Genomic DNA, 334 nt, shown 5'->3' on the forward strand with positions numbered 1-334 from the left:
GAACATGAGCGCCGTAGACGCGCGTCCAGAACCAAAAACTCGGACACTGACAATGAAAAAGATTGATTATTCGAAGGTCAACAGCGTAACGGATCATCTTGAGACGTTGGCAGAATCTGGTGACTACAATCTATTTCCGGGACTTCTTTCGGAGTCCGAAATGGAGGAAATTCGGAATCGTCGGGTAAAGGCCAAGCCCAAGGGTAAGGTGGCGACCGTTCGTGAGGATGAGTACATAATCCGAGGCGGCGGTACCGACGAAAACGGAATGGCCGTAGACGACTTCGATATCGCACGCTAAATGCAGGAAGCAGAGGACCAGAATACCGGCACG

The 334-nt window shown here is 51.2% G+C and carries 1 protein-coding gene; it reads left to right on the forward strand.

Annotated elements, in window-relative coordinates; genetic code table 11:
* The coding region (locus AC1RPW_RS07690; protein WP_481769395.1) for a hypothetical protein at positions 1-301 on the forward strand (301 nt) is incomplete at its 5' end.
* Positions 302-334: the final 33 nt, after the last annotated feature.

Source organism: Dellaglioa sp. CoH-55-MRSF-8, assembly GCF_056782195.1.